Source organism: Paraburkholderia solisilvae, assembly GCF_902859875.1.
Classification (GTDB): Bacteria; Pseudomonadota; Gammaproteobacteria; order Burkholderiales; family Burkholderiaceae; genus Paraburkholderia; species Paraburkholderia solisilvae.
In genome coordinates, this window is record NZ_CADIKF010000021.1 from 1 (window position 1) to 24545 (window position 24545).

Annotated in this window: 24 protein-coding genes; 8 read left to right on the plus strand and 16 right to left on the minus strand. The window is 64.9% G+C overall.

Annotation, left to right across the window (positions count from 1 at the left end; all coding sequences use genetic code 11):
* Positions 1–422: 422 nt before the first annotated feature.
* From HV675_RS14600 to phnS, 7 genes are all read right to left on the minus strand, one after another.
* Positions 423–983, minus strand: a complete 561-nt coding sequence (locus HV675_RS14600) for a phosphonate degradation HD-domain oxygenase (protein ID WP_175111632.1) — start codon at positions 981–983, stop codon at positions 423–425.
* A 4-nt stretch (positions 984–987) separates the two neighbouring features.
* Positions 988–2439: a phosphonoacetaldehyde dehydrogenase gene (phnY, locus tag HV675_RS14605; RefSeq protein ID WP_175111633.1), complete on the minus strand. Its 1452-nt coding sequence runs from the start codon at positions 2437–2439 to the stop codon at positions 988–990.
* On the minus strand, positions 2436–3698 hold the full coding sequence (phnA, locus tag HV675_RS14610; RefSeq protein ID WP_175111634.1) for a phosphonoacetate hydrolase: 1263 nt from the start codon (positions 3696–3698) through the stop codon (positions 2436–2438). Before phnA ends, phnY begins: the two co-directional genes overlap by 4 nt.
* 203 nt (positions 3699–3901) lie before the next feature.
* Positions 3902–4765 carry a 2-aminoethylphosphonate ABC transport system, membrane component PhnV gene (gene phnV, locus HV675_RS14615; RefSeq protein WP_175111635.1) on the minus strand — a complete coding sequence of 288 codons (864 nt, stop codon included), beginning with the start codon at positions 4763–4765 and terminating at the stop codon, positions 3902–3904.
* Positions 4765–5730, minus strand: coding sequence for a 2-aminoethylphosphonate ABC transporter permease subunit (locus tag HV675_RS14620; protein WP_175111636.1), 966 nt, complete (start codon positions 5728–5730; stop codon positions 4765–4767). The genes phnV and HV675_RS14620 overlap by 1 nt, the downstream gene beginning before the upstream one ends.
* Positions 5708–6808, minus strand: coding sequence for a 2-aminoethylphosphonate ABC transport system ATP-binding subunit PhnT (gene phnT / locus HV675_RS14625; protein WP_175111637.1), 1101 nt, complete (start codon positions 6806–6808; stop codon positions 5708–5710). The genes HV675_RS14620 and phnT overlap by 23 nt, the downstream gene beginning before the upstream one ends.
* A 41-nt stretch (positions 6809–6849) precedes the next feature.
* Positions 6850–7941 (minus strand): 2-aminoethylphosphonate ABC transporter substrate-binding protein, encoded by a 1092-nt coding sequence (gene phnS / locus HV675_RS14630; RefSeq protein WP_175111638.1) that lies wholly within the window; start codon positions 7939–7941, stop codon positions 6850–6852.
* A gap of 392 nt (positions 7942–8333) precedes the next feature.
* Between phnS and HV675_RS14635 the strand changes: the two genes are divergently transcribed.
* Positions 8334–9476, plus strand: coding sequence for a 2-aminoethylphosphonate--pyruvate transaminase (locus tag HV675_RS14635; RefSeq protein ID WP_377700617.1), 1143 nt, complete (start codon positions 8334–8336; stop codon positions 9474–9476).
* Positions 9477–9561: 85 nt separating this feature from the next.
* Here HV675_RS14635 and HV675_RS14640 read toward each other — a convergent pair whose 3' ends face one another.
* A complete protein-coding gene (locus tag HV675_RS14640; RefSeq protein ID WP_175111639.1) occupies positions 9562–10317 on the minus strand; it encodes a DeoR/GlpR family DNA-binding transcription regulator in 756 nt (251 codons plus the stop codon).
* 269 nt (positions 10318–10586) lie between these two features.
* Between HV675_RS14640 and HV675_RS14645 the strand changes: the two genes are divergently transcribed.
* Positions 10587–12143 (plus strand): ABC1 kinase family protein, encoded by a 1557-nt coding sequence (locus HV675_RS14645; protein WP_175111640.1) that lies wholly within the window; start codon positions 10587–10589, stop codon positions 12141–12143.
* A gap of 129 nt (positions 12144–12272) precedes the next feature.
* Complete coding sequence (locus HV675_RS14650) at positions 12273–13181, plus strand: DMT family transporter (RefSeq protein ID WP_175111641.1); 909 nt, start codon at positions 12273–12275, stop codon at positions 13179–13181.
* Positions 13182–13224: 43 nt separating this feature from the next.
* On the opposite strand, the gene HV675_RS14655 is transcribed toward HV675_RS14650, so the two are convergent.
* Positions 13225–14226, minus strand: a complete 1002-nt coding sequence (locus HV675_RS14655) for a L,D-transpeptidase (RefSeq protein WP_246270282.1) — start codon at positions 14224–14226, stop codon at positions 13225–13227.
* 374 nt (positions 14227–14600) lie between these two features.
* Here HV675_RS14655 and nadE point away from each other — a divergent pair, with 374 nt between their 5' ends.
* Positions 14601–15488 (plus strand): ammonia-dependent NAD(+) synthetase, encoded by an 888-nt coding sequence (nadE, locus tag HV675_RS14660; RefSeq protein WP_175111642.1) that lies wholly within the window; start codon positions 14601–14603, stop codon positions 15486–15488.
* Positions 15489–15621: 133 nt separating this feature from the next.
* On the opposite strand, the gene HV675_RS14665 is transcribed toward nadE, so the two are convergent.
* From HV675_RS14665 to HV675_RS14685, 5 genes are all read right to left on the minus strand, one after another.
* Positions 15622–15897: an RNA-binding protein gene (locus tag HV675_RS14665; RefSeq protein WP_175111643.1), complete on the minus strand. Its 276-nt coding sequence runs from the start codon at positions 15895–15897 to the stop codon at positions 15622–15624.
* A gap of 259 nt (positions 15898–16156) precedes the next feature.
* Positions 16157–16525 carry a hypothetical protein gene (locus tag HV675_RS14670; RefSeq protein ID WP_175111644.1) on the minus strand — a complete coding sequence of 123 codons (369 nt, stop codon included), beginning with the start codon at positions 16523–16525 and terminating at the stop codon, positions 16157–16159.
* Positions 16526–16553: 28 nt separating this feature from the next.
* Positions 16554–17195, minus strand: coding sequence for a hypothetical protein (locus tag HV675_RS14675; protein ID WP_246270283.1), 642 nt, complete (start codon positions 17193–17195; stop codon positions 16554–16556).
* Between the two features lie 449 nt (positions 17196–17644).
* Positions 17645–19321, minus strand: a complete 1677-nt coding sequence (locus tag HV675_RS14680; RefSeq protein WP_175111645.1) for a S10 family peptidase — start codon at positions 19319–19321, stop codon at positions 17645–17647.
* Positions 19322–19447: 126 nt separating this feature from the next.
* Complete coding sequence (locus tag HV675_RS14685; RefSeq protein WP_175111646.1) at positions 19448–21010, minus strand: S53 family peptidase; 1563 nt, start codon at positions 21008–21010, stop codon at positions 19448–19450.
* 294 nt (positions 21011–21304) lie between these two features.
* Here HV675_RS14685 and HV675_RS14690 point away from each other — a divergent pair, with 294 nt between their 5' ends.
* Positions 21305–21820, plus strand: a complete 516-nt coding sequence (locus HV675_RS14690; RefSeq protein ID WP_175111647.1) for a DUF1993 domain-containing protein — start codon at positions 21305–21307, stop codon at positions 21818–21820.
* Between the two features lie 412 nt (positions 21821–22232).
* Here the strand turns inward: HV675_RS14690 and HV675_RS14695 are convergent, their stop codons facing one another.
* Positions 22233–22553, minus strand: coding sequence for a YnfA family protein (locus tag HV675_RS14695; RefSeq protein WP_175111648.1), 321 nt, complete (start codon positions 22551–22553; stop codon positions 22233–22235).
* 191 nt (positions 22554–22744) lie between these two features.
* On the opposite strand from HV675_RS14695, the gene HV675_RS14700 reads away from it, so the two are divergent.
* Positions 22745–22918, plus strand: coding sequence for a DUF1289 domain-containing protein (locus HV675_RS14700; RefSeq protein WP_175111718.1), 174 nt, complete (start codon positions 22745–22747; stop codon positions 22916–22918).
* Positions 22919–22934: 16 nt separating this feature from the next.
* Here HV675_RS14700 and HV675_RS14705 read toward each other — a convergent pair whose 3' ends face one another.
* Positions 22935–23564 carry a LysE family translocator gene (locus HV675_RS14705; protein WP_175111649.1) on the minus strand — a complete coding sequence of 210 codons (630 nt, stop codon included), beginning with the start codon at positions 23562–23564 and terminating at the stop codon, positions 22935–22937.
* A 135-nt stretch (positions 23565–23699) separates the two neighbouring features.
* On the opposite strand from HV675_RS14705, the gene HV675_RS14710 reads away from it, so the two are divergent.
* Positions 23700–24164 carry an Lrp/AsnC family transcriptional regulator gene (locus HV675_RS14710; protein ID WP_175111650.1) on the plus strand — a complete coding sequence of 155 codons (465 nt, stop codon included), beginning with the start codon at positions 23700–23702 and terminating at the stop codon, positions 24162–24164.
* Positions 24165–24267: 103 nt separating this feature from the next.
* Entirely contained in the window at positions 24268–24501 is a 234-nt protein-coding gene (locus HV675_RS14715) for a hypothetical protein (protein ID WP_175111651.1), read from the plus strand.
* Positions 24502–24545 lie beyond the last annotated feature (44 nt).

The window sequence follows — 24545 nt, forward strand, 5'->3', positions numbered from 1 at the left end:
CGACTGTGAATTGTTAAAGATCGCGTCACAGAAAAGGCGCACACTGCCCAACCACCACCGCCTTTCCGTGTCTGCCGCGCGTCGCAGCAGAGAAGCGAGATTATGCAGACTCGCACTCACATCGTCAACAGGTTTTTTACTTCCACCAACCTGCCGCACATCGTGCAAACCCCCGCCATTGCTGGCGCTCCCGCCTTCCGCACTCCGTTCAACCCAGCCTCACATGGAGGCTCACCGAAGCGCGAAAGACCGGAATTCTAGTCACTTGCATCACGTGACGCAAGCGGTATTTGAAAAGCAATGTGGGCGTGTGAAGTGCCCTTCACACGCCCACATGCAAACGCATCGAACCTCAGCGAATCGGTGCATTCGAAAAACGCATTCAACCGCATTCGACCACATTCAAACGCGTTCCCACGCGCTCAAGCCACTGCCTGTTTCTCCATCACACGCTCGACCGTGCTCAGAAAATGGCTGACATCCGGCGTCGGCGTATTCGCGACTTTCGCAAGATCATCCCATCTGCGCAAACGCAGCGCGTCTTCCGCATAAGGCTTGCGCAAAAACGCCTGCGCTTCATCGTCGCTAAAAATGCCGCCTTGCAAATTCAGACTGCGCACCGAATCCGGCGACAGCTTGCTGAAGTACGTATCGTCGATCGCGCACAAGCAGCGTTTCGCATCCACATGCAAGCGAATCGGCTCGAGCACCGCATCCGGCAGCACCGGCCGCAGAAACGGCAACGCAAAGAACTGATGCAGATCGTCGACGCCGCGCGCGGTCGGCGTCGGACCGCGCCGGCTCAGCAAATGCCCGATGTCATGCAGAAACGCCGCGGCGACAAGTTCATCACCCGCATTTTCCTGCTCGGCCAGCGCGCCGCACTGCAGTGCGTGTTCGAGCTGGCTCACCTGCTCGCCGCCATAATTCAGACTGCCGTGCTGTTCGAACACCTCACGGATGTCGCTAAGACTCAATGCCACAATGTCACTCCCACGGTAACGAAAACGTCTTGAGATGGGTGAAGCTCTTCATCGCCTCCTGCACGCCTTCCTTGTATCCGAGCCCCGAATCCTTGATGCCGCCGAACGGTGTCAGCTCGACGCGGTATCCCGGCACTTCCCACACATTCACCGTGCCGACCCGCAATTCATTGATGAAACGCACGATTGCGTCCTGCCGGTTCGTGCAGACGCCGCACGACAACCCATACCGCGTCCCGTTGCTGATACGGATCGCGTCGTCGAGCGTCTCGAACGCGACGATCGGCGAGACCGGCCCGAAGGTTTCTTCGCGAATCAGCGTCATCGACGGATCGACGCGATCGACAACCGTCGGCGCATACAACGCGCCATCGCGCTGGTTGCCGGTCAGTAGCCGCGCGCCCTGCGCCACCGCCTCGTTGACGCGCGCTTCGAACGAACGCGCCGCGGCTTCGTCGATCACTGTGCCCATCCGGTTCGACTCATCGAACGGATCGCCATACGACCACGCACGCGTCTTCTCGACGACCAGCTCGGTAAAGCGCGCCGCCACACTGCGCTGCACGAGTATTCTTTTGACTGCGGTGCAGCGCTGCCCCGAGTTCTTATACGAGCCTTGCACCGCGAGTTCGGCCGCACGTTCGAGGTCGGCATCGTCGAGCACGATCAGCGGATCGTTGCCGCCGAGTTCCAGCACCACGCGCCGGTAACCGGCCCGCATCGCGATGTGCTTGCCGATCGACACGCCGCCGGTGAACGTCACGAGTTCCGCAAGCGGATGCGTGATCAGTTCGTCGCCGATTTCACGCGGGTCGCCGGTCAGCACCTGCAGCATCGGCGCGGGCAAGCCGGCCTCATACAGCAGATCCGCCAGAAAACAGGCGGATAGCGGCGTCTTTTCCGACGGCTTCAGCAGCACGCGGTTGTTGGTCGCGATGGCCGGCGCGACTTTATGCGCGACCTGGTTCATCGGATGGTTAAACGGTGTAATCGCAACGATCACACCGGCGAGCGGCTCACGCTGCGTGAATACGCGGCGTGGCTTGCCGTGCGGTGTCAGGTCGCACGAAAAACTCTGGCCGTCGTCGCGCAGCGCTTCGATCGACGCGAACTTGAACACGTCGGCCACGCGCCCGATCTCATAGCGCGAGTCCTGCTTCGACAATCCCGACTCGAGCGAGATCAGATCCGATGCCTGCTCCGCGCGCTCGCGCAACAACGCCGCCGCGCGCTCGAGAATCTGCGAGCGCTCGTAGCGCGTGAGTTTCGCCGCATACGCATGCGCATAATCGAACGCCGCACGCACATCGTCGACGGACGCGAGCGGCACACTGCCGACGCGCAGCCCGCGATACGGATCGAACACATCGAGCCTGCGTTCGCGCCGCGCATGCGCGCCCGCGAGACGCAACGCTTCATCGCGGAATGCCGGATGATCGGTCAGCACCGCACTCACGGCATCACCAGATGGTTCAGCGCGACATCGAACACATCGAAGTTGCGCAAGCGCCGGTTAGCCGGCCAATCGGCGACGCGCCGGTTGAAAACCAGCGGCACCTGCTGCTCGGACAACCCGCCATGCGAACGCAGCGGCACGGTCAATCCGGACAGATCGTGCTCGGCGCGACGCGTGCCGAGCACGACATCGCGCTGGCTGATTACGACGATGTCGCCGACGCGATCGTTCGGCAACTGGAAGCGTTCGCACGCCGCGCGATTGTCGAGCACCACATCGATGCCAGGCTGCGCCGCCAGCCTGTCGATCACAGCGTGCGTGTCAGCCGGAGAGGAAGAAGGCAGATAGATCGTCGCAAACGAACCGAGCGCGCCATGATGAACGACATACGGATCGGTAATCGGCAAAATCACTCGCGTCGTGCGCGGGCCGAGCCAATCGTCGAGCACGTCCTGCAGATAAATGACGTTCGGTTCGCCCGTCGACGGATCGTGCTTCGCATTCATGCCGTGATCGGCGGTCAACGCGATCGCCCAACCCAACTCGTGCAACTGCGCGAGATAACCGTCCATCATCGCGTAGAACTCATTGGCGCCCGGTGTGCCCGGCGCACACTTGTGCTGCACGTAGTCGGTGGTCGACAGATACATCAGATCGAGCTTGTGCGTCTGCGCCAACCGCACGCCCGCGGCGAATACGAATTCGGACAATCCCGCGCTATAGACATCCGGCACCGGCAAGCCCACGCGCTCAGGCACGCGGTCGATGCCATTCTCTTCGAGCGTGGCTGCGTCCGCTTTCTCCGCGGAAAAACAGATGCCCTTCATCTGCCAGCCGAGCAGACGCCGCAACTTGTCCTTGGCGGTCACCACCGCCACCGCCGCCCCGGCCTGCGCAGCGGCGGCAAGCAAGGTCCCGGCGCGCAGATAAGCCGGATCGTTCATCATCACTTCACCGCCGGCGCCGCCGTTCGCGTCCGGATCCCAGAAGTAATTGCCGCAGATGCCGTGCACCGCCGGCGGCACGCCGCAGACGATCGACAGGTTGTTCGGGTTGGTGAACGACGGGATCACGCAATCGCCCTTGAACGCGGCGCCGCCGCTGAGCAGTTGTGCGAGATACGGCGCGACGCCGGCCGCGGCCGCCGCTTCGAGATAGTCGTATTCGCAGCCGTCGACGCACACCACCACAGTCGGCATCTCGGGCAACCGGTAGGTCCGGCCGTTGACTTCAATCTTACGGGGCGTGGAGCGAGTCATTGCGTACTTTCCCTGGTGCCAGCGCTGGATAACCGCGCTGCGAATAACCACACTGCAAACCTCACTACGAACCGCGCTACGAACCATACTGCGCCCAGCGCGATTTCCACATTTTCGGTCATTTCGACATTTTTTGCCACAATCATCGACGTCGAATTCCCCAGCAGGACACCACGCAAAAAATCAGGAATAGCGCGCGGACGTCAGTCCGGGCGCCGCTTGGGCACGCGCGCGGCGATCAGCAGCAGCGCGGCGAGCGAGACGAGCAGCAGAATCAGCGCGAGCGCTGAAGCCGGCAGGTAGTAACCGCGTTCGACCTGACCGACCACCACGATCGGCACCGTCGCGAAGCCCGGCGGATACACCGTCAGCGTCGCGCCGAGTTCGCCGAGCGACAACGCGAAACCGAGCGCGAGGCTCGCGCGAATCGCCGGCACCAGTTGCGGCAACACCACTGTGCGCAGCACCATCGACGGCGGCGCGCCCAGGCTTGCGGCCGCTTCGCGCAGCACGGTCAACTCGGGCCGCAACGCGGCGGCCGCGCAGCGATAACAGAACGGCAGCACGAGCGCGAGCTGCACGAACACGACAATCGCCGCCGAACTCGACAGATCGACCGGCCGCTTGTGATACGCAATCAGCACCGCCAGCCCGAGCACAACGCTCGGCACGCCATTGGGCATCATCGCGATCGTGTCGACCAGCGCGCCGAGTCCGCCCCGGTCGCGTCCTTCGAGCGCGAGCGCCAGCCACAAGCCGAGCGCCGTGCCGAGCAGCGACACGCCGAAGCCGACTTCGAGGCTCGTCGTCACCGCGTCGAAATCGCTGGAACCGAGCCGCTCGAACCAGCGCATGCTGAAGCCGTCGGGCAGGATTGTGCCGGACCAATGTGACGCGACACTCGACAACGCGACGACGATCACCGGCAAAACGAAGAGCCAGACACACAGCAGCGCGGCGAACGCGAGGAACGCGCCGCCCGCGACGCGCGTGACAAGACTGCGCTGCACCGGGCGGGCGCGATGACGAAGCGCCGGCAGCACGATATCGTCTTGCGGGGTCGCCATCAGCGGCGTCCTCCCGCGCTGCGCCGATTGACCTGGCGGTACAGCGCATAGAGCGACAGCGACATCGCGAGCATCACGACCGCGCCCGCGGCGGCGGTCGGCAGGTCGAGATCGACGGTCGCCGAACTGTAGATCGCGACCGGCAGCGTCACCAGGTGCGCGCTGCCGAGCACGAGCAGAATGCCGAACTCGTTGAGCGTGAGCAGGAAGCACAGGATCGTGCCCGCGGCGATGCCGGGCCACGCGAGCGGCAGGATCACGCGCCACGCAACCATCCAGCCGTGCGCGCCGAGACTGCGCGCGGCTTCGATCAGGCGCATATCGAGCAGCGCGAACGACGCGAGCGTCGGCCGCACGACAAACGGCGCATAGAACACGACTTCCGCGAGAATCACGCCGCCGACGCCGAACAGAAAATCGAGCGGCGGCGACTGCAAATGAAAGAGCCGCTGCAGCGCGATGCTGACCGAGCCTTGCGAGCCGTACAGAAAGATCAGCGTGAACGCGACCAGAAACGAAGGGAACGCGACGAACAGCTCAAGAAAACGCGTGACGAGCCGCGCGCCGGGAAACGGTTTGAAAAACAGCAGCGCCGCGAGCGCGACGCCGAGCAGCGATGCGAGCCCCGCGCTCAGAACCAGCACCCATAGCGTCGTGCCGATCACGCCGCGCGTCTCCGGGTTGCCGAAGAACGTCGCATACGCGTGCAGGCTGATGCCATGCGCGCCGGACAGACTCAACAGCACGAGCCGCACGAGCGGATAGATCACGAGCGGTCCGAGCACGCAGACCGCGAGAAACAGCAGATGCCACTGCGATGCGCGCGTGCGGCGGCGCCGGATCGCGGCATGCGATGCGGCGCTTGCCGCGCGGCGCGCGTCAGCGAGCGCATCGGACTGCGCAGCGGCTTGTGAAGCGGCCTGTGAAGCGCCGCCGAGCGCGTCAGGGCTTGATAAGAACGACATCATCGGCCTCGTACTGCAACGACACGCGCGCGCCCTTCTGCGGCGTCATGCTGCTCACGCGCTGCATCGTGACGAGCACCGGCTCGTTCGGCATCGCGTCGAGCACCACCGACACCGACAACACCGCGCCATACCATTCGACCGACGCGATCGCGCCATGCAGATGTCCTTGTCCGAGCGGCACGATGCGCAGCGCCTCCGGCCGCAGACACGCGACCCGTTCGCGCTCCGTATAGCGCGCATCGCCGAGGGGAAACGCAACGTGCGGCGGCAGCAGATTCGCCGCGCCGAGATAACGCGCGACGAACGCATCGTCCGGCGCGTCGTACAGCTGTTGCGGCGTGCCGAGCTGCGCGATGCGGCCGTCGCGCATCAGCAGCGTGCGATCGGACAGCACGAGCGCATCGTCCTGATCGTGCGTCACGCAGACAATCGTCAGATTCGGCAGCCGCTCGTGCAGCGCCTTCAGTTCGGAGCGCACCGACGCGCGCAGATTCGCATCGAGCGCGGACAACGGTTCGTCGAGCAGCAGCACGTCCGGCTCGATCACCAGCGCGCGCGCCAGCGCGACGCGCTGCTGCATGCCGCCCGACAGCTGCGCGGGCATCACATGCCCCGAATCGCCGAGTTGCACGAGCTTCAACGCATCGGCGACGCGCCGCGCGATGTCTTTCGACGACACGCGCCGCGCGCGCAACCCGAACGCGACGTTGTCGAACACCGACAGATGCGGAAACAGCGCGTAGCTCTGGAACAGCAGCCCGAGATTGCGCTTGTGCGGCGGCACGTGCGTGAGATCGTGACCGGCGACGCTCAGCGTGCCGGTGAGCCCATCCGCTTCGATAAACCCGGCGATAAAGCGCAGCAGCGTGGTCTTGCCGCAGCCGCTGCGCCCGAGCACGGTCAGAAACTCGCCGCGCTCGATCGTCAGCGACAGATCGTCGAGCACCGCGCGCGAACCGTAGCGCACGGTCAGATGCTCGATCTGCACGCCGCCCGGCGCGTCCGCGCGAGCGATACCCGGTGATTCGGCAGCGGCGTCGAGCGCGCCGGCATGAGCAAGACTCGCGGTATTCACCGGGTTCGTCTCCAGTAGACTCCAGTCGCCGGGCGACGCGCTTATTGCGGCTTCACGACTTCAAGCTGCTTGCCCGAACTGCCGATCACGTCGTTCTTCCAGCGCGCGGTCCAGTCGGCTTTCTTCGACATCACGTGATTCCAGTCGACCGGAATCAGCTTCACGCCGGAAATCGCCTGCTTCACCGCTTCGCCGTTCTTGCCGGTCAGCGGGACATCGCTGCGCGCCGGGATGCCGAAAATGTCCGGCACGCGCGACTGCACGTCGCTCGACATCAGATAGTCGATCAGCTTCTTGCCGCCCGCCTGGTTCGGGCCGTTCTTGATCAGGCCGATCGCGTACGGCAACTGGAACGTGGTCGGCTGGCCGCCTGCGTCGACCGCAAGGAAGATCGGCTTGAGCGTGAGGCCGCCGTTCGCCGCGTCGTCGAGGTCCATCTGCAGGTCGCCGTTCGCCACCGAAATTTCGTTGCGCGACAGCAGCACGTCGAGGTAGCCGGTGCCCTTGGTGTGGAACTTCGCGCTCTGCTCGAGTTTCTTCAGGTAGTCGAACGCCTTGTCCTCACCCATCAGCGACGTCGTCAGGATGATCACCGCCATGCCGTCGCCGGCGGTCGCCGGATTCGAGTACGCGACCTTGCCGCTGTAGTCCGGATGCAGCAGATCCGCGAACGTCTTCGGCTGCGTCTTCACCACCTCCGGATTGATCGCGAACGAGAAGTAATTGTTGACGAAGGTCGCCCACGCGCCGTCCGATGCCTTCGCAATGGCCGGCACGTTCTTGTAGTTGACGCTCTGGTAGTTCTGCAGCAGGCCCGTTTGCGCCGCTTGCTGGATAAACGGCGGCAGCGTGACGAGCACGTCGGCCTTCGGCGAATCCTTTTCGACGGTCGCGCGATTCACCACTTCGCCGCTGCCCGCCGTCACGATATTGACCTTGACGCCTTCCTTCTTTTCGAAAGCCGGCAGCACGTCCTTGTAGAGATTTTCGAGGCCGTCGGCCGTGTACAGCACCACCGCGTCCGCCGCGTGCGCGGGCAGTGCCACGCCGCCGAATGCCGCTGCGGCGACGAGCGCCGGCAACAGTGTGCGGACCATGCCGGCCGTTGCGCGAAGTTGATTCGTCGTTCTCATGTCGTTTTCTCTCCGAAGGGCGTAACACCCGCTGCCTAAGCCGGCGCATCGGGCTGCCCGAACCTGTTTTGTTGGCGCGGCGCAAGGGCCCGCGCCGCTTCTGTCTGGCCCGCCGGACATCGCACAGATTGCCAACTGAGGTTCGCTGGCATCCGGCCGACCGCAGCCCGGCGAGGGCGGCCCATGATCAGACGAATCCGCCGCCCGCCGTCTTGCGGCAGGCAGGGGCAAGAATCACAGTTTTCCGTGACAATGCCGTGACATCCTCAAAAACGCCACAACTTGACACAAATTGCCACTAATATGCAACATACCGCGACGCTGCAGTTATGCATTGGCGCCGTCCAATCGACGCCTGTTGCTCGCACTCAAACGCTCAACGAGGGAACCCTGTGATACTCGGAAACGACCCGATCCTGCTGACGCCCGGGCCGCTCACCACGTCGCCCACCACACGCGAAGCGATGCTGCGCGACTGGGGTTCGTGGGACGGCGCTTTCAACCAGATCACGCAAAGCCTGTGCACCGATCTCGTCGACATCGTGCACGGACAAAAAGATTACGTGTGTGTGCCGTTGCAAGGCAGCGGCACGTTCGCGGTCGAGGCGGCGCTCGGCACCCTCGTGCCGCGCGACGGCTGCGTGCTGGTGCCGAACAACGGCGCGTACTGCGCGCGCATCGTGCGGATCCTGCAGCGGCTCGCCATCGCGTGTGTGGAACTGCCGCTGCGTGAAGACGAGCCGGTCACCGCCACCGCGCTGGAACAGGCGCTCGCGCGCGAACCGCGCATCACCCACGTCGCACAGGTTCATCTGGAAACCAGCGCGGGACTGCTCAATCCGCTCGACGACATCGCCGCGCTCTGCAAGCGGCATCGCAAAGGCCTGATCGTCGATGCGATGAGCTCGTTCGGCGCATTGCCGATCGATCTGCGCACGGGCGGCATCGATGCGCTGGTGTCGGCGAGCGGCAAGTGTCTCGAAGGCGTGCCCGGCATGGGATTCGTCATCGTGAAGCGCAGCGTGCTCGACGCGTGCGAAGGCCGCTCGCCGTCGCTCGCGCTCGATCTGTACGACCAGCACGCGTATCTGAAAAAGACCGCGCAGTGGCGCTTCACGCCGCCGACGCATGTGGCGGCCGCGCTGCGCAGCGCGCTCGACCGCTTCGTTGCGGAAGGCGGACAGCGCGCACGCGGCGCGCGCTATGCGCGCAACTGCGCGACGCTCATCGACGGCATGCACGCGCTCGGATTCAGAACCTTCCTGCGTGCCGAAGCTCAGGCGCCGGTGATCGTCACCTTCCATGCGCCTGACGACCCGAAGTGGAATTTCGCTGATTTCTACGCGGCGGTGCGCGAAGCGGGATACGTGCTGTACCCGGGGAAACTGACGCAGGCGGACACGTTCCGCGTCGGGTGCATCGGCGCGATCGACGTCAATGAGATGCACAATGCGGTCGCGGCAATCGGCCGGACCGTCGAGCGTTTAGGAATAGCCGTGCAGCCGCGAACGACCAGGGTGAAAGCATCGGCCTGAAAAATACGCACAAGACGCCGACGCACATGCAAGACCCTTACGGCAGCCGCAACGTCGATAAAAAAGCGGCCGCCGCAACAGCCGCTCAGGCGACGACGATCTCCGGCCCGCGCGCGGCAATCGCTTTTGCCAGCGCGCGTTCGGGCGCGGCCTCGGTCACGACATAGCGCGCGCGTTCGAGACCGTTGATACGAACCGGCGTCACGCGCCCGAACTTCGAATTGTCCGCGACCACGATCACGATATTGCCCGCCTCGATCATCTTCGCGCGCACTTCCGCGGCCATCCGCGAGTAGTCGGACAGATGCGCATCCGGTGTGATGCCGCCCGCGCCGACAATCGAGAAGTCCACGTGATACTGCGAGAGCTGGTGAATCGTATCGAGCCCGAATGCGGCGTCTTCGATATCCGAGAGTTCGCCGCCGAGCAAGGTCACGCGATTCTCGTTGCGGCGCCCGAGCACCAGCGCAATGCGCCAGTCGTTCGTATAGACCGACAGACGGTGACGGATCATCAGCGCACGCGCGACCGCAGTGGTCGTGCTACCGGAATCGAGCACCAGCGACGCGCCGTCCGGCACCAGTAGCGCGGTGCGTTCACCGATCGCGCGTTTCGCGGCCGCGTTGGCGGCTTCGCGCACGTCGAGGTCGGGCTCGCGCCGCTCGCTCGATAACGCGCCACCATGCGTCGTGACGATCAGACCGCGTTCGGCGAGCGTGTTCAGATCGCGGCGAATCGTCTCGCGCGACACGTTCAGCTCGCGCACAAGGTCCGCCACCGACAATGCGCCGTTCTTCGAGACTTGCGACAGGATGTATTGATAACGTTGTTCGGCGAGCATCGATCTATCTATCGTCCGGCGCATGGTCGTCTGCGTATGGGCAGCCACGCTCCGGCGGTTTTGCGTGAGTTCAGGAGGCCGGCGTATTGTATTACGTGAAGCTGTCGGGCGCGCCATGCGTGCGCAGGCGCGCTGCTGGAACCCGGCTGCACGCGCCCCGCCGCACGACATGCCGCCTATGACCGGCCAGTGTGCGCGCAGCCGCATCCCTGCTAAGCTTGGCCCCCAATGCCGCGCACCGACCGTGCGCTCTGCCGACCGCTGAGCCCATGCCCTCTCTGTTTCGCCGCCTGCTTCTGCTGTTCTATGCGCTGCGTTTTGGCGTACGCCTGATCTGGCTCGCCGCGCCTGCCGACCACAAGATGCACTGGATCGTCACGCTGATCCGGCGCGTGCATGCGTCCGAGCGTGGCCGCGCCGGCCTGCACGGCGTGCTGCCGTTGCTCGGACCGCTGGCCGGCGGCTTTGCGCACAATCTCGCCGTACGGCCCGAACTCGCGCAGGGCACGCTGCACGACGCGCTCAATTCGGCGAGTCATCTGCTCGAGCCGCTGCCGCCCGAAGCTGCCGGGCGCGCGCTAGCCGCCGCGTTCGGCACGCCGCTCGCGGACCTCTTCGAATCGATCGATCTGAACGCCGTCGAAAGCGGCTTTGCGCATCAGGTGCACACCGCGCGGCTCGCGCTGCCGATCGACGGCCATCGCGAGGTCGAGATCAAGCTGCTGCGCGTCGCGCAGCGCACCCAGATCGCGGATGAAACGGCGCTGCTGCGCTGGGTCGCGCGCTGGCTCGAGAAGCTCTCGCCCGCCGCGCGCCGGTTGCAGGTGCGCGCGCTCGCCGAGACCTTTACGCAGGAAATCCTGCGCCGTCTCGATCTGCGCGCCGAAGCCGCGAACCAGAGCCAGACCGCTCATCTGTTCGCCGACGACTCGCGCGTCGTCGTGCCCGCCGTCATCTGGGACTTGAGCGGCGATGCGACGCTCGTGATCGAGCGGATCGCGACCGTGCGCGCCACCGACTTCGCCGCCCTCGCCGAGCATCGTGTCAGCGTGCCGGCGCTCGCCGCGCGCATCATCGAGGTGGTCACGCACGAGGCGTTCGAACACGGCTTCTTTCATGCGGCGCTCGACGCACGGCGCGTGCGCGTCAGCATCGACGAAAAAACGCACGGCAAGCTGGTGCTCGGCGACTTCGCGGTGATGTCGAATCTGTCCGCCGACGAGCGCGCGTTCTTCGTGCATGGCGCGACCGCACTGTTCGGCCAGCACTACGGGCGCCTTGCCGATCTGCATCGCAACGCCGGACATGTGCCGCCCGATGCACGCACCGAACAGCTCGAGGCGGAACTGCGCACGCGTGCCGAGGCGCACTTCGCGGGCGCGCCTCATGAACGGTTCGCTGGTCCGCTGTTTCATCATCTGCTGCACGCGGTCGCGCCGTTCGACGGCTGCGTGCCGCCGCGCCTCGTCGGCGCACAGCGCGCATTCGAGCAGGCCGAAGCGCTCGCGAACGCGCTGCATCCGGGCGTCGACAGCTGGGGCGTCGCGCGCCGCGTGCTCGCCGATCTCGCGCGGCGCGATTTCGACCACCGCGGCTGGGCCAAACATCTTGCGCAGGAACTGCCGCACCTTGCGCATCTGGTGCCGCGCGTGCCGCAGCTGGCGATCCGTTATCTGCAACAGCAGCACAGTGTCGCGACCGTGCGGCAGCAGGCGCAACTGGTCGGCGAAGTGACGCGCGAATATCGCCGTACGCGCACGTTGTTGTGGGCATGCACGATCTGCGGCGCGTTGCTCGGCGGCCTCGCGATCCTGCTGATGTACTGAGCCCTCGCGCGTCGCCGCGGGCTCTGTGGCGCGAGCCCGCGCCCGCATCCCGAGTGCAGCTTCGAACAAGACACCCCACGTGCCGTTCGCGATACTGCGCGCATTCCAGTTCCCGCCACGTCCAGTCTCATGCTCGCTTCAATCAGCGCCGTCGTGTTCGTCGTCCTGTGGTCGACAGGCTTTGTCGTCGCGCGCGCGATCGCGCCCTACGCCGACCCGAATCTCTATTTGCTCGCGCGCTTCTCCGGCACCGCGCTGCTGTTCGCGTGCGCGGCGCTCATCGGCCGCGCGGCGTGGCCGAGCGGCCGCGCGCTCGGCAAGCATCTACTGGCCGGCGCGCTGTTGCAGGGCGTCTATCTCGGCGCCGGCTACTGGGCGGTCGCGCAGGGCCTGTCCGCCGGCGTGATGGCGCTGCTCGGCGCGCTGCAACCGCTGCTGACCGCGGCCGTCGCCGCACCGCTTTTCGGCGAGCGGCTGTCGCCCCGCGGCTGGGGCGGCATGGCGCTCGGCCTCGTCGGCGTCGCGCTCGTCCTCGAACCGAAACTCGCCGCCGCGTCGCTGCCGGCGTCGCATGGGTACACCCCGGGATACACCCCGGGGCACACCGCAGGGCACGCGCCCGCGTGGCTCGTCGTCGTGATCGCGATACTGGCGGTGGTATCGATCACTGCGGGCACGCTGTTTCAGAAGACGTCGCTCGCGCGCGGCGACCTGCGCAGTTCGAGCGCCATACAGAACGCCGGCGCCGCCGGCGTCGCCGCACTGTTCGCGCTCGCGCTCGGCGAGCATCGCTGGATACCGTCGCCGACGCTATGGGCATCGTTGGCGTGGGGCATCGTGATGCTGTCCGGCGTCGGCCTCACGCTGCTCGTGTGGCTGGTCCGGCGCGGCGATGCGTCGCGCGCGACCGCGCTGCTGTTTCTCGTACCGCCCCTTGCCGCGCTCGAAGGCTATGCGGCCTTCGGCGAAACGCTGTTGCCCATTCAGATTGCCGGGTTTGTCGTCGCGCTGATCGGGGTGCTGCTCGCCAGGTCTTGATCGGCGAGCGCGAAAGCCTGAACCGGCGCCATGCGGCTTCGCGTCAGTCGGCCGTATCCGCGCCGGCCGGCATCTTCGCGCGCATCGCGCCGCTCGGCGCGGGCGACCACGCCGCGCGCGCCTTGCGCTGCGAATCGACGACCACGATATAACGCCCCGCCCACGGCGTGACCTGCCGGTCCGAATGCAGCACCCACAACGAGCGGCCGGAGTCGATCAGATTCTCGTATTCGGCGTCGAGAATGCCGTAGTGATCGAGGAACGCATTCAGCGTCGCGGGAATCCGCACACATCCCTTCGAATGCCGAATGCCGAGCAGCGGCTCGAGCCGGTCCGGGTCGGTCGCGTGCATCTGGAAGCGCATCTCCGAGAAACCGCCCTTGCCCCAGCCACGCTCGCCCTGCGCCCAGCCGAGATCGAATATGCGCATGTCGTGCCTGCCGTAGCCGCGAATGCCGTTCTGGTTCATCGTGCCTTCCGCGCGGAAATCCATATTGTCCGGCGTGTGCTCGAACACGCCGAGCGGCGTGATGAAATGATCGAATTGTCCGGGCCGGCCGGTCGCCACCGGCGCTGCGCCGATCAGTTGCCAGTCGTCGGCCGGTACCGCGCGAAAATAGACGAACAGCGCCTGCACATTCTGGTTCCGGTCGACGAGCACCACGTATTCGCCCGACAGCCCGCCGAGCGTGCTCGCGTCGAGCGCGGCCTGCAGCCGCGCGCCATACGCGCGCTGCTCGGCCGGCGGGACTTTGAGGCGGCGTGTGACGTCGTGCGCAAAGATCTCGCGCATCAGCAGCGCCTGGCGTGGGTCCGCACCGCCGACCGCATCGCGCGCCGCAACCCGCGCGGCAAGCGCGGACCACGCCGCCGGCGTGCGCGGCGTATCGGACGCCGCAGCGGCGGCAAAGGCAATCGCGCCCGAACCGTACCAGGCGATTAAAGCGATGCAACAGATAGCGATACGCGCACGCGCAAAAAGAGCGAAACGGCGCGTTGTATCAATTGAATCGCATGCGTGAATACCGCCCCCGGACTCCGCCATACGTTTCACCAGCCGGTAAAACTTATTGTTCGTCATCGCTGTGTGTGCGAACCCGCTTACCGTCAGCCGCGCCGGCACTCACCGCGCGCCAAAGGCCGGTGGAAAGCCGCCTTGCGCAGGTCTTTCGACGGCAAACGTGTCATGCGTCGAAAATCGGAACACGAATATCGGTATTGAATGGACAAAACGCCAGCCTGATTTGACCGGCATCGGAACAGATGCGCCGGCAAAATACCGACAAATACGCCGCGAATGCGTCAGGCAAATTAAAGCTTCAGGCGAACATAATCGAAGACAGGCTGTCGACATTAAACCAGACTATCCATCGCGACGCATCTCGCCACCATCGAACATCCTTATTCAGGAGCACGCCGATGACCTCCCATGACGCAGACTCATCCGCTCGCCGGCAACAACAGCAGCAACGACGCATCGCGGCTCAATTGCACGTCGCCACATGGTTCGATGCGGTGGCGGAAATCGAGCAGCGCATCGATTTTCTTGCGCGCTATCTGCGCGAAAACCGGCTCGCCACGTACGTGCTCGGCATCAGCGGCGGTGTCGATTCGACGACCGCGGGCCGTCTCGCGCAACTCGCCGTCGAGCGGCTGCGCGGCGCGCATTACACTGCGCGCTTCGTTGCGATGCGCTTGCCGTACGGCGCCCAGCAGGACGAGGCAGACGCGCAGCAGTCGCTCGCATTTATTCGCGCGGACGAAGTGCTGACAGTCGACGTGAAGGCCGCCGCCGACGCCATGCTCGCGTCGGTCGACGCCAGCGGCTTGCGCTTCGCGAGTCACGAACAACAGGATTTCGTGCACGGCAATATCAAGGCGCGCAGCCGGATGATCGCGCAATACGCGGTCGCGAGCGCACGGCGCGGCGTCGTGATCGGTACGGATCACGCGGCCGAGTCGGTGATGGGTTTCTTTACGAAGTTCGGTGATGGCGGCGCCGACGTGCTGCCGCTCGCGGGCCTGAACAAACGGCGCGTGCGTGCGCTCGCACAGACGCTTGGCGCACCGGACGCGCTCGCGCACAAGGTGCCGACCGCCGATCTCGAGATGTTGCGCCCGCAACGTCCGGACGAGGACGCGTACGGCATCCGCTATGACGACATCGACGATTTTCTCGAAGGCAAGCCGGTCAGCGACGCGGTCTATCAAACCGTGATGCGCTTTTACGAGGCGACGCAGCACAAGCGTGCGCTGCCGTATACGCCGTTCGATTGGCAGGAAGCGCCGCCGATCCGGCGCTCGTGAGCGTGGTGCGCGCGCTTTCGGGTGGCGCTTTCAGGTGGTTCTTACGCAATCGCGCACGCGAACCTCGCGGAACCTTTGCGTAGTCAGCCGCCGTGCCGTGACGATGCGCGACCCGCCCGTCGATGCCTGTCGTTCACTCCCGCCGCGGCGGCGGCGACGGTCTTTCGTTGAACGGCGTCGCGCTTGCCTGCAACGCGACGCCACACAATAACTTGCCGTGCACCTGCTGCGCGATCACGTCGCCGACATACGGCACATCCGCGTTCAGTTCGACGTGCGCATAGGCGTTCGACGTGCCCGGCTCATGCACGGTGACCTGCTTTGCGTAGTGACCAAGCTCGTGCATCAGAAAGTCGCGCACGTCCTGCTCGGAACAGGTCTCGGGAATATTCCAGACGATCAGGTTCATACACGCTCCGCGCAACGAAACCCACGCAGCCATCGCGCTGCGGCCGGGTCCAGGTCAGACGCCGTCATGTCGCACACTCCTGTGAAGTGCCGCACACTCTCGCCGCATGCTGGCGCATGCGCGAGAACCGTCCCCCCCCGATTGTCTCGATTGTCTCGCCTGTCTTGACTGTGCGCTGTGATTGCGGCGCGTGATTGTTGCGCGTAATGGCTCCGCGCGATTACTACCCCGCGTGGTCGTGCGCCGCACGACTGACCGGTCAGTCGTCCGCGTGGTTCGCCTCGACGTGGTCCGCGCCGACCCACCACGCCATCCTGTCATCCGGGCCATGCACGAGCACCGCGGACGGGTCCGTCACGCCGTCGTCCGCGATCTCGCAGACTTCGAGGCCGTCCGGCAGGCGCTTTACCGCGCCCGCGGCCTCGAACAGCGCGAGCCGCTTCGCGGACAGCGGCTGCAACTGGCTGTACACATCGTAGCTGATCGCGGCGGGCGCGTCGCCGCGAATCTGCAAAGCGTTGCCGTGACGGCATTTGAGCGGCGCCCCGGCCGACGCGAACGCGCTCGTCATCGTCGACAAGCCGGCTGCCGCGATGGCGGCGATCAGAGCAAGGTTCAGCTTCGTCATCGAGATTCTCCAGATCCGGACCGGCGCGTCACGAGCCGTCATCGTCGGCGTCGCCGGTCATGCCGACATGACCGTCACCGCACGGCACGCGGCGCAAGCGTGCGTATTGCGCGGACCAGTCGCCCGCGATCGCAGCCTGAGCGGCGCTCAGGCTCATCTTTCCTGCGCAGACGCAGCGCTTCAGTTTCGCGGTCAACAGTTCCTTGCGGCGCTCGCCGCCATGTCCGCCCCACGGCAGCAAGTCGAAGTTGTCGGTCGCATCGGGCGAACCGCCGAGCACGATCGGCACACGCCGGTCGAGCGCGTAATCGGTGCCGTCGTCGGGATCGATGCCGCGTTCGGCCAGCAACCGGTTCTTGTGCGCCATCATTTTGTCGACCGACGGCGAAACGGTGTCTGCGTAACCAGGCTTGCAGATCGTGTCCGCCACCGACTGCTGCGTGACGCGCTCGTCGAGCATCGATGGCGCTTGCGCGAACGCCGCGCCGCCATACAGCGCGGCCGACGCCCACAGCGCCGCCATCACGCCGCGCTGCCTGATCTGCGTCGGCCACGCGCGCCGCGCGCTGTCCGCTGTGCGGCGCACGCCCGCTCCGGCCGGAGGTTCGGTGAGTTCGATACGACTGATGCGGTGCGCGTTACCGCGCCTGTCTGCATTGCCTTCGTTCATTGGTCAGCGCGCCGTCGACCGGCGCGGAAGGGTCAATTCGCAGACCAATTAAAACATACTCGGTGAGCGCATTGCGAATTCGATGGCTCCGGAAACCTGAAAATGCGGTTGCGTGCGTGCCAAACGCGTGGACAAAACGATTGTGTCCACAACCTTTCATACCGCTGCCGGACGCATGCAATGCGACAATGCGACGCGCTGCTGCGAAGCCTCGAAAGAGACGCCGGCAATCGGCCCGCGATACGTGATACGCGAGCCGCCACGCGAGGAACGCGGACGACGTCGGATCTGCGATTGCGGCCCCTTCGCGTAACGCGTAACTACCGGCATGGCAAACGCCGATAGCATGCGATGCCGGCGAGCGCGTGATCGCAGGCACGCGCTCGCGGCTCATGGCTCATGGCTCGTGGCTCATGGCTCGTGGCTCGTGGCTCACGGCTCGTCAGCGCCTATTGCGCCGGCTTCTCCACCCGCTCCAGCTTGCGCGCCTGCAGCGCACGAATCCGGCCAAGCGCAGCCGTGTTGCTGATCGCCGAGTCGTACATCGCCGCAAGGTCATGCTTGAGCGCCGTACGCGATCCGCCATCGAGATAGACCATATGCCCGGACGGATAGAACCGCGCGGACAGGTTCTCGCGCACCTGCTGACTGACGAGCGGCATGCGCTGCAAGTCGATGACCGTCTGGTAGAACGGCGTGACGAAATCGTAAAAGCCGTTCGCGGACAGCACCTTCAGATCGACGTTGAGCGCCATCACCGCCGCCAGATCGCCGGCCGTGTAGAGCACGATATTGCCATGCGCATCGGTGCCCTTTTGCGCGCCGGTCGGATCGATATGGCCGAAGTCCCAGTTCTGAAACGCCTGGTCGTTCAGATCGGTAAACGCGGAATTCGACGTGAACTTCAACTGCTCGTTCAGATACGTGTTCCACATCGTCGTATAGACGCCGGTGACGGCTGTCATGGTCGGATCGTTGCCGCCGGAATTCGGATCGATCTGGCCGGCAATGCCGGTGTCGATCGCGGTGACGCGGCCGTCGTATGCGCCAAGCGCGAGTCCCTTCGATTTCAACAGCGTGGTGAGAAACAGCGAATTGCCGCGACTGTCGTAAGCGGCGATATCGAGGCTCCAGGCGAGCAGCGTGGTCTTGTCGATCCCGGTGTATTCGCTCAGCTTTTCGTTTGTCGCATCGTCGGTGGCCGGAAACTTGCGCAGCGCCGCGAGATAGTCGGTGCGCGCAAACTGCGCGACCTCCTCGGCGAACGCGCCGAGATCGGTCGGTGTCGGCGCGACGCCAAGTTTCTTGTGGTACCACGCGTCCGCGGCGGCGGTCGGCAGCGCGCCGACCGGATTGCCCGATTGCGTGTAGTCGAGAATCGACGATTGCAGCGTAATACCGTTCAGATCGACGCCGTCTTCATGCAGCCGGTAAGCGAGCACACAACTGCGCGCGGTGCCGTACGATTCGCCGAACAGAAACTTCGGCGAGTTCCAGCGATTGTTCTTCGTGAGAAAGCGCTTGATGAACTGCTTGATCGAGTCCGCGTCCTGATCGACGCCCCAGAAATCGCGATTCTTATGCGGCGCGATCGCAGCCGAGTAGCCGGTGCCGACCGGGTTGATAAAGACGAGATCGCTCTTGTCGAGCAGACTGTCCGGGTTGTCTTCCATCTGGTACGGCGCGGGCGGCGTGAAGTTCGGCATCGACGTCCTGATGCGCCTTGGCGCAAACGAGCCGAGCAGCACGAAGACCGACGACGACCCCGGTCCGCCGTTATAGAAGAACGTGAGCGGGCGCGCTTCCTCTTTCTGGCCGTCCTGCGTGAACGCCACGTAGAACATCTTCGCGTCCGGTTGCGAGCTGCTCGGATCGACCGTCACCAGATGGCCGGCCGTTGCCGTGTAGTTGATCTTCTTGCCGCCAAGCGTGATCGAATGTTTCGTGATTGCCGCGTTTTCGCTCGAGTCGCTGACCGAGTCGTCGGGACCGTTGCCGTATGCGACGGGATCGAAGAAAGGCTGGTCGCCCGCGCGATGCGGCGAGCTCCCGCCTGCCGCGTCAGGCGACGCTTGAGCACCGTGAGAGGACTGCAGACCATCGGAAACCGATTCGTTGTTTGCCATGATCGCTCCATAAAACGTGACCGTCAGATAGACGCCACTGCACCTCGCAATGAAGTGGCGATGCCGCTGCTGTCGCTCTCGCCGCGCATGCGCCGCAACTGCGCATCCGCGCGGCGCGTGGCCTGGCTAAAGTGCCGCCGCCACCTTCGAACCGTCGGGACTGCCGAGACCCGTGCACGCGTCCCACCCCGACACCGCCGCATAACTGCCGTTATTGCCCTGGGTGATGTCGTTGCACACGCCGGCCGCCTTGTACAGCTTCGCATTGACGAAGCCCGCGGGCTGCCCTTTCGCCGCGTTGATGCGTGCAATCAGCGCGGCCCATAGCGGCGCGACCGCGCTGGTGCCGCCGACGACTGTGTTCTGCCCACCGATCAGCACGTCATACCCGGTTGCAGGCGACGCGTCGGCCGCGACATCCGGCACGCCGCGCCGCGCAAGCGGCGTCTTGCCGCCATGCGCGCCGGCGGCCGACAGGCCTTCCTGCCAGGCGGGGAGCGCAAACGTGACGCTCACACCGCCACCGGTCGCTCCGCCGTTCGCGCCATCGTTCCACACCACTTCACGCGCGATGGCCTGCCCCGCTACTTCGACGCTCGTGCCGCCACATGCGAGCACGTACGGACTCGATGCGGGGAAATCGACGTGGTCCCGCCCGTCGCCGACGCCGTCGCTCGAGCCGCTGTCGCCCGCCGCCGCGCACACGGTCACGCCGACCGCCGCCGCCGACTGCAACACATCGTTCATCGCCTGCATCGACTGCTCGGTCCAGGTGGATTCGGGCGCGCCCCAGCTGATGGAGACGACCGACGGCTTATGCGTGGTGTCGTGCACCGCGCGGCTCACCGCATCGACGAAGCCCGCGTCGCTGTTCGACGCGAAATACACCGCGAGCGTCGAACCCGGCGCAATCGCACCAGCGATTTCGATGTCGAGCGTCACTTCGCCGTCCGGACCATTCGGGTCGCCGGTCGGATCGTTGCCGGCCTGGTCGACCGCGACCGGCACCACCTTCGGCGCCTTCACGCCGAGGCTGGAGAAATAGGCGGTGAGGTCCGACGTGCGATAACCGCCGCCGAGCTCAATGATGCCGATGCATTCGCCGCCGCCGTCGCCTTGCGGAAAGCGATAGAGCGACGCCAGTTGCAGCGGCGTGAACGACACCGCCGGCTCCGCGCGTGCGGGCCTGAACGGCGGCCGGATGCGAAAATGCGGCCGCGCCTGCGGACGGTTATCGAGCCCGAGCACCGCGGTGACCACGCCGTTCAGTTCGTCGGGCACGCTGATTGCACCCGTGCGCCCGCGATAGCGGCCGATCGAATGGTGCTCGTAGTGCTGCAGCTCGACGGCGAATGCGCTCTGGAATTGCGCGACCGTGCCCCTCAGCACGACCGTGCGCGCGGCCGGATTTTCACGCACCACGTCGAGCCCCTGTTGCGCCGCGAAGGCCTTCAGCTTCGCGATGTCCGCGGCCGATGCGCCAAAGCGCTGTTCCAGTTCATCGCGCGAAATGGGCATGGCGCCCGCCGTACCCGTTTCGATTCTGCGCACGATCTGCTGGAACTGCTGTTCGTCCTGGCGGCGCAGCATGACGACGGCCTCGATGATTTCCGCCGGATCGCAACACCCGACTACTGTCGAACCATCGGTGACCGCCCGCTCGCTGCCCGGCAATGGATGCATGCCCATAGTTTCGCTCTCCTGCGATGCGCGGCTCGTGACCACGCGTTGCACATAGCCGGCATGCACGCTGACGCGCGGTATGTCGCGCCACCCGCTGCCGCCCTTCGTTTTCAGAGATCACATCGTTCTGTCCGACAAAACGATTCCAACACAGTTCCGGGTCGCGCGACAGTCGTCCGAATGGCCTAATGTCCAGACTCTGTTGCAAAGGTTATGATGCTGCCGCAATGCATTCATCGAGCGTGCCGCCGTCAAGGCGAACGCCGCGGTATGGCGCGCCAGAAATCACGGAGAAGAATCATGACCATTTCGATGTATCGGGCATCAGTGCCTGTGCTGATTCGCGGGTTGACGAACCTGCAGGCCATCCTCGGCAAGGGGCAGGCGCATGCGGCAGAAAAGCAGCTGGAGCCGTCGGTACTCCCGAATGCGCGGCTCTTTCCGGACATGTTGCCGCTCGCGCGCCAGGTGCATATCGTCACGGATAACGCGAAGGGCTGCGCCGCACGTCTGGCCGGTGTCGAAGCACCCAGATACGACGATGTCGAGGTGTCGTTCGACGAACTCACCACTCGCATCGAAAAAACCATCGCGTATCTGAAGGGATTCAAGCCGGAGCAGATCGACGGCAGCGAAGCGCGCCATATCTCACTGAAAATGCGCTCCGGGCCGGTGGAGTTTTCAGGCCTCGACTATCTGCTCGGGTTCGTGCTGCCGAACTTCTACTTCCACATCACGACCGCGTACAACATCCTGCGTCACAACGGGATCGAGGTCGGGAAGATGGACTTTCTCGGCAAGCAGAACAACGGTTGAGCGACGGGCTGCGTAGCGAGTCTGCATCGCGAAGGCTGCGCAGGCTTCGTGACAGGGCTTCGTGACAGGGCTTCGTGACAGGGCTTCGTGACAGGGCTTCGTGACAGGGCTTCGTGACGGGACTTCGTGACGGGACTTCGTGACGGGACTTCGTGACGGGACTTCGTGACGGGACTTCGAAGCGGGGCTTCGAAGCGGGACTTCGAAGCGGGGCTTCAAAACCGCTTCGGCGAAGCAACGCGCTGCGACAGCAACACCGCCGCAGTGCGCCGCCCGGATCTGCGCCCAGGTCAGGTCCACTTCGCTGTTCGGGCAACGCCTTGCGTCCCCCGAGCGAACGCAAAGCTCGGCGCCCCCAAGCGGATCATCGGATCGGATCAGATCGGACCGCCCCGACCTGCGCGCTCGCCTGTCACCCGCGCGGTTGAAACGCGATCACGCCCATACCGGCGAGTGTCAACGCGGCGCCGGCCAGGTCCCACATCGTAGGCCGCGTCTGCTCGACAATCCACAGCCAGAGTATCGCGACCGCGACATACACGCCGCCATAAGCGGCGTAGACGCGCCCGGCCGCTGCGCCATGAAACGTCAACAGCCACGCGAACAGCGCAAGGCTGAACGCACCGGGCACGAGCAGCCACGCGGGGCCGCCGTCCTTGAGCCAACGCCACGGCAGGTAGCAGCCGAGAATTTCCGCAAGCGCGGTGACGACATAAAGCAGGAAGGTCTTCATAGCCCGAAAGAGTGAAGGAAAAACCGCGCCGGCAACAAGGCGATCGAAGCGATCGGCGGCATCGCCGGGCAGTCTATCGTCTTTATTAAGACAATCACTTGGCCGGACATCGCGAAGCCATGCCACAGTCCGCCAGTCAGCGCGGTCCGTTTTTCCCTGCGCTCCCTTCACCTTTTTCTGCACTCTGTGCCATGAGCGTCAAATCACCGTGCATCGACATCTGCAAATTCGACGGCAAGACCGGCTTTTGTATCGGCTGTCTGCGCACGCGCGATGAATGCAAAAGCTGGAAGAAGATGAAAGACAAGCACCGCCGCAAGATCATCGAAGAAAAATCGGACCGCGCGGCGATGCTGAAGAAGTGACGACGCCTCCGCTCGCTCAGTCGAGCGACAATCGCACCGCGAAGGCGATCAAGGCGCCTGAAAATGCCCAGCGCTGCACGTTTTGCGCAAGCGGATGCGCGCGCACCCACGTCGCAATGCGCGCGACGCCAAGCGTGTAGACGGCATCAAACGCGCTGCAGACGGCTACCAGCACGACGCCCAGTTCGATCATCTGCGACCAGATCGGCCCGGCGTCCGGACGTAAGAACTGCGGCAGCAGCACCGAACAGAACAGCAACGCCTTCGGATTGAGCAGGTTCGTGAAGAGGCCCTTCACATAAGCGGTCCGCAACGGCGGACGTTCGGCAAGGCGCACGGTTCCGCCCGGCAGCGCGAACACCGGCGAGCGGAAAACCTGCACGGCGACCCACGCCAGATAAACCGCGCCGCCGTAACGCACGATTTCATAGAGCCACGGCGCATTGCGCAGCAGCGCCGCGACGCCGCACGCAGATAGCGTCACGTGCAGCGCCCGCGCCGTCGCGAGACCGCAGGCCGCGGCGAAACCGTGCTGCGTGCCGCGCCCGATCGTGGTCTGCATCACCAGCGCCATGTCCGGTCCCGGTAGCGCACACACGACGGCCAGCGCCGCGATAAACAGAATCAGTAAATGAGCGGAAATCATGTCAGCCTCACATCTCTTGAAGGCTTCATGTTGCCTGCACTCATCGAGCGATTTCCGGCTTTTTTCGACGAAACTCCGATAATACCTGGAGCTTTCCCCTAAAATAGTGTGACGAACTAGCCCATTGACCCAACGATGAACGACCTCGACAAGATCGACCGCGCGCTGCTCGCCGCGCTGCAGACCGACGGCCGCATGTCCAATGCCAAACTCGCGGAGGCTGTCGGGCTGAGCGAAACACCCTGCGCGCGCAGGCTCAAGCGCCTTGAAAGCGACGGCTACATCGAGCGCTATCGCGCGGACCTGTCGCGCCGGGCGTTGGGTCTGGGCGTCTTTGCGTTTGTCTATGTCCGCTTCGCGGTGCACGACAAGAGCCTCTCAGGCCGCTTCGAGCGGGAAATCCAGGCGATCCCGCGCATCCTGTCGTGCCACAACGTCTCGGGCACCGCCGACTATGTGCTGCAAGTGGTCGCGCGCGATCTCGACGACTACGGCAGCTTCATGCGTGACCAGCTGCGCGGTCTGCCCGGCGTGACGGCGATGGAGTCCGCGCTGTCGCTGCGCGAGGTGAAGCAGCCGGGTGCATTGCCGCTCTTATGACGCGTCAACAGTCCGCGAACCGGCCGAAACTTTGATCACGCGCGGCCCGGATGGCATAGTGAGCGCCGCGGCACAGTGCCGCGCATCGACCCACGGAGCATTCATGAATCACGAGCAGGCACGAGCCGAAGAAACGCGCGCGATGGAGCGCGTGGTGCACGCGACGCAGCAGGTGCAGACCGCCTTTGCCGCGTTGCAGACGCAGTTTCCGCCGGCCGGCAGCGGCCGCCCGTCGCAAATCGCGCTGCACACGTTCGACGCCGCGCTGCAGGAACTCGAAGACGCGCAGGCCGCGTTCGACGAAATGCTCGGCGATCTGCTTGACGGCAATCGTTGAGCGGATAAGCTGCGGCCCGCCCTGCTCGAACGCCGTGTGGATGC